At 77.3% G+C, this 4154-nt stretch carries 1 protein-coding gene and 1 pseudogene; both read right to left on the bottom strand.

Annotated elements, in window-relative coordinates; all coding sequences use genetic code 11:
* Positions 1-2898: ABC transporter permease (locus ABD323_RS39775; RefSeq protein WP_344446990.1), on the bottom strand; the 2898-nt coding region annotated here is incomplete at its 3' end.
* Between the two features lie 94 nt (positions 2899-2992).
* Positions 2993-4154, bottom strand: a pseudogene (locus ABD323_RS39770) (FtsX-like permease family protein); the annotation flags it as partial.

Raw genomic sequence — 4154 nt, 5'->3', positions numbered from 1 at the left:
GGGGGGGCCCGGCGCCCGCCCGCCGGTGGCGGCGATCATCCGGTCGGCGGTGGCCAGGTCGACCAGCAGCGCGGCGCTCGGTCCGCCGGTGGCGCTGCCGACGGTGGGCAGTGCGGGGACGGCGGCGGTGATCTGCACGGTGAGCGTGCTGGCACCGATCTGTACGGGCACCTGCGAGCCGACCGACGCGCCGGTGGCGGCGAGGTAGTCCTGGGTGGCCACCGCGTCGATGGTCTGCGGGAGGGGTGTCGCACCGGGGCCGGTGGCGCCGATGGTGGCTACGGCGGTGTTCTGGTTTGAGTCGGTGACGTAGGTCAGGCCGAACGGGGCCTGGTCGGTGGGCGCGGCGGCGGTGACCTTGGGGTTCTGGGTCGACTTCTGCTGGCCCGTGCTCTGGGCGGTGGCCGGGTCGCCGGTGACCGTCCAGGCCAGCCCGGTGGGCAGTGCCACCGTGGTGGCGGGGCCGGCGGGGGTGTCCAGCGCGGCGATCCGGCTGATCGTCAGCTGGTGGCTGAGGCCGTCCTGCGGGTCCGCGCCGTAGGAGACCTGGAAGCCGGTCAGGGTCAGCGGGTAGGCGGCCCGGCCGACCGGGGAGGAGAGCAGCGCGGTGAGGTCGGCCGAGACGGTGCCGTGGCCGCTGCCGCGGCCCAGCCCGTCGTCCGGCACGGCGGGCACCAGGACCTCGAACGGGACGCCGAAGTGGTCGCGCAGTTCGAGGCGCACGGTGGGCGCGGTCACCGGCGGCATCGCGAAGTCGTAGCCGGCGGGGAAGTCGCTGGGCGGTGTGCTGCGCAGGTCGCCGACGGTCTGCACCGCGAGGTCGAGGTCGATCCGGGTGGGCCGGCCCGGCAGCACCACGCCGGCCGCGGCGCCGGTGGGCGCGGGGGCGGCCAGCGGGCCGAAGAGCTGGGCGGGGGTGCGGGCGCCGGTCAGGTCGGCGCGCAGCTGGACGGTGTCGGCCACGCGTCGGGTGTCGACGGCCAGCAGCTGGCCGATCTTCCCGCCGCGCAGCGGCAGTTCCTGGCGCGAGACGGGCAGGAACCGGTCGCCGTCGGGCAGCGCGGTGATCACCCCGCCCTGGCCGAGCGAGGGCACGCCCAGGCCGCTCACCTTGAGGCCGCCGACGGTGGCGAAGGCGGCCTGGTCGTGCTGGGAGGCGGTCAGCGAGGAGGCCTGACCGAGTGCCAGCATGCCCATCGAGATGGCGAGCACCATCAGCAGCACCGGCCCGGAGTTGCGCCGCGGGCGCCGGGCGAACTGCCAGCCGGCCAGCGCGGCCGGCAGCGCGCGGCCACGGGCGGCCAGCCGCTCGCCGGCCTTGGCGGCCAGCGGCAGCAGCCGCAGCGCGAGCACGGTGCCGGCGCCGAGCGGCAGGGTGGGGGCGGCCACCAGCACCGGGTCCAGACCCAGGTGGCCCTGTGCGTCGGGCGACAGCGCGCCGCCGCCGGCCTGGCCGGAGCCGTGCTGGGAGAGCTGGAGGTAGCCGAGCACGGCCAGGGCGACCAGCGCGAGGTCGGCGCCGGAGCGGGCGGCCGCGGAGGCCACCGCCTGGCGGCGCCCCGAGCGGCGCTGCACGGCGGAGCCGGTGCGCCGCTGCAGGGCCGCACCGGCCGCCCGCAGCGCGGTCGGCAGCACCACGACCAGCACCGCGCCGGCGGCGGCCGGGAAGCTCACCAGCCAGTTGCCGGCGTCGAGTCCGGTCCGAAGGCGCACCCCGGCCCGGGCCAGCGGTCCGGTGTGGCTCAGCAGGCTCAGCACGAGGGGGGCGAGCAGCGGCGCGAGCAGGGCGGCGGGCAGGGCGAGCAGGCCGGCCTCGGCGGCGGTCAGGGCCACCACCCGGTGCCAGGCGGCCCCGCGCGCGGTCAGCAGCGCGTTCTCGGTGGCCTGGCGCTCGTTCAGCAGCCGGGTCACCAGTACCAGGGCGGCGGTGGCCAGCACGATCAGTTGCAGCGCGCCGATCGCCAGCGTGGAGCGGGCCACCAGCAGGTCGTTGTGCAGGTCGTCGAGGGCGGCCGGCAGCTGGGTGACGCTCTGGTAGCCGGTGTCGTCCTGGAACGCGCTGGTGCGGGCGGCGACCCGGGCGCGCAGCGCGTCCAGGTCGTCGGCCCTGGCCTGGGCGAAGTCGCCGGTGACCAGGTAGCTCAGGCCGCTCTGGGGGAGCGCGCCGCTGGTGAAGGCGCTGTCGCCGACCAGCATCGGGCCGTAGGTGGTGAAGCCGTTGACCTTGAGTCCGCGTCCGGCCAGCGGGTCGATCTGCCAGTACGGGTCGGTGGCGTCGGCGGCCTGGTAGACGCCGGTGACCAGGACGTCCAGGCCGGTGCCGTCGACCCGGTCGGCCAGGTGCAGCGTGCTGGGCAGCGCGTCGGTGTGCAGGCCCAGGCGGCTGACCGCGGTCTCCGGAACGGCCACCTGGACGGGTCCCGCCGCCCGCGCGCCGTTGGTCGAGGCCTGCTGCGGCAGGTGGCCGGCGCGCAGCGCGACCCGGTCGGGGTCGAGGGAGGCGAGCAGGGTCAGGTCGGGGTCGGCGGGGCGGCCGGCGGGGCGGGCGGCGCCGCCCGCGGGCAGCGCGTAGGGGTGGCTGCGGGCCAGCTCGCGCACGGTGGCGGGCAGCGTGCCGAAGACGTCGGCGGTCAACCCCCGCACCCGGCCCTCGGCCTTGGCCCGGTCGGCCAGGCCGGTCTCGGCGGTGATCCGCACGGTGGCCCGGGCACGGTCCTGGACGGTCAGCGCCCGGCGCAGTCCGGCGTCCCCGACGCTGGCGTCGAAGGCGTTCAGCGCGGCCAGCACCCCGGCGGTCAGCAGCACCGTCAGCGCCACCGCGGCGCCCAGCGCCGGTCGCGAGCGCAGCCTGCGCAGCGCGAAGCCCCCCGGCCGGTCGGCCGGGCGTTCCCCTGTCATGTCGTGCTCGTGTGGCACTGCACTACCCCTCACACCTGTTCTCGTCGATCGTGTGTCCATCGCGCCCCGGTGGCCCGCCTCGTCCGTGGGTCGCTCAACTCTGGTCCCCGGCACGGAGTTCGGCGGTGATCTGATGTCGCCCGGTGACCACTACCTCGGCCAGCAGCACGGCGGCCGCCGGTGCGGCGACGATCAGTGCCTGCCAGAGCACCGGTGCCGTCCGACCCCTCAGCCCGGCCGGCATCGGCAGGCCGACCAGGGCCGACAGGTCGACCCCGGAGCCGACCAGCGGCACGGTCAGCAGCACCAGCGCCGCGCCGACCGCGGTGGCGATCAGGGCCTGCGGCAGCGCCTCGAGGGTGATGAGCAGCAGACTCTGTCGTGGCGGCAGGCCCATGGTCCGCAAGCGGGCCAGCAGGGCGGCGCGTTCGGGCGCCGCGCGCAGCAGGGTCAGCAGCAGCGAGAGCGTGCTGAGCACGGTCACCGCCAACACGGCGGCCCAGAACAGCCGCTCGCCGGCCTCTTCGACCGGGCTGTGGGCCAGCTGGCGGACCAGGTCGGTGCGGGTCTGCACGGTGTAGCCGGCGGTCACCGCCTCCCGGGCGACGGCGAGAGCGTCGCCGCCGGGCAGCTCGGCGCCCGCCGACGTGACCAGCAGGTCGGTCAGTCGGCCGGCCCGCAGGCCCTCGCCGGTGCCGAACCAGAGGGTCGGCCGGTCGGCCAGCGCGTGGGCCTGCGGCAGTTGGCGGGCCACGGCGGCGGCCGAGACCACCAGCAGGGGCCGGTCGCCGGGCGCCGGGACCGCCGGCGTGCTACCCACGGTGCCGACCGCCCTGAGCGTCAACTGGCCCATCCCGCCGGGTAGTTCCATGACCGCCGGCTGGCCGTCCAGCCGCTCGGCCAGGCCGGGGCTGGCCAGCGCGGGCACCGGGTCGGTGGCCGGCTGGGCGGAGGCCGCCAGCAGCGCTGGATCGAGGGGCGGCAGGCCGGCCCGGGCGGTCAGTGCCGCGTAGCCGACCGGGTCGACGGTCACCAGCGTCACGCCGGTCAGCATGCCGGCGGTCGCGGTGGCCAGCGAGCTGTCCGCCTCGACCGTGGCGGAGGTGCCGGCCACGCCGGGCAGCGCGGCGGCCGCGGCGGCGAAGCCGGCCGGCAGGGTGTCCTGGCCCAGCGTGGCGACCCGTGCGTCGGCGCCGAGGTGGGCCCGCGCGGCCGCGTCGCGGCCGGCCGCGACGCAGGCCAGCACGGTGGGGCCG

This window comes from Kitasatospora nipponensis, from assembly GCF_039528135.1.
GTDB lineage: Bacteria > Actinomycetota > Actinomycetes > Streptomycetales > Streptomycetaceae > Kitasatospora > Kitasatospora nipponensis.
This window is presented reverse-complemented; position numbering and strand designations above follow the sequence as displayed.